The sequence below is a fragment of the Pseudomonas viridiflava genome, from assembly GCF_900602065.1.
Classification (GTDB): domain Bacteria; phylum Pseudomonadota; class Gammaproteobacteria; order Pseudomonadales; family Pseudomonadaceae; genus Aquipseudomonas.
On record NZ_UWFN01000299.1, the window covers coordinates 1 to 588 of the forward strand.

At 61.1% G+C, this 588-nt stretch carries 1 protein-coding gene; it reads right to left on the bottom strand.

The genetic code is table 11. The features are described from left to right. Positions 1 to 588, bottom strand: a 588-nt coding sequence (locus EE949_RS22420) for an AcvB/VirJ family lysyl-phosphatidylglycerol hydrolase (RefSeq protein WP_277423372.1), incomplete at both ends; no start/stop codon positions are given.

The window sequence follows — 588 nt, forward strand, 5'->3', positions numbered from 1 at the left end:
GTAACGCAGCACGTCGATGCCGACCACCGGATAACCCATTTTCGCCATATCTCCTGCGACAACCTTGTCCAGATCGCGCCAGCCGCCATCACCGGACATGAATAGCGTGACGGTGTCGGATGGTTGGCTGGCCGGTACTTCAACGACTGGAATACCCAGACCCCCGCTGTCGTTTTCACCCAGCAGCAGATGACGCAGTTCGGTGTTCAGAACCTGTGGCAGCGGGATATCGTAGTCGCTGATGCTGGTATCGGCGTTGGTCTGATCCCTTACGAACGCTGCGCTCGGATCATCCGGCGCATCATTCCAAGCCGCCAACCAGTGACCGTGCGGCGCTTTCTGCGGCAGCGGCACGTCACAGATGCGTGGCGGCGTGTCGCCTTCGTCCACCACCGGTGGCGGATTGGACACGTGCTCAAGGGCGAAGCCCACGGAGATGGCCTGAGCCTTGTCGTCAGTCTGTCCGGTCAGCCAGCGCCAGGCCAGCGTTGCGCCAGGGCCTATGCCGCCAACCACCAGTGCAGGACCGTCCAGTTTTTCGAGGGCATTCTGGAACGTCTTCTGCTGCATGACGCAATCGTCTTTCGG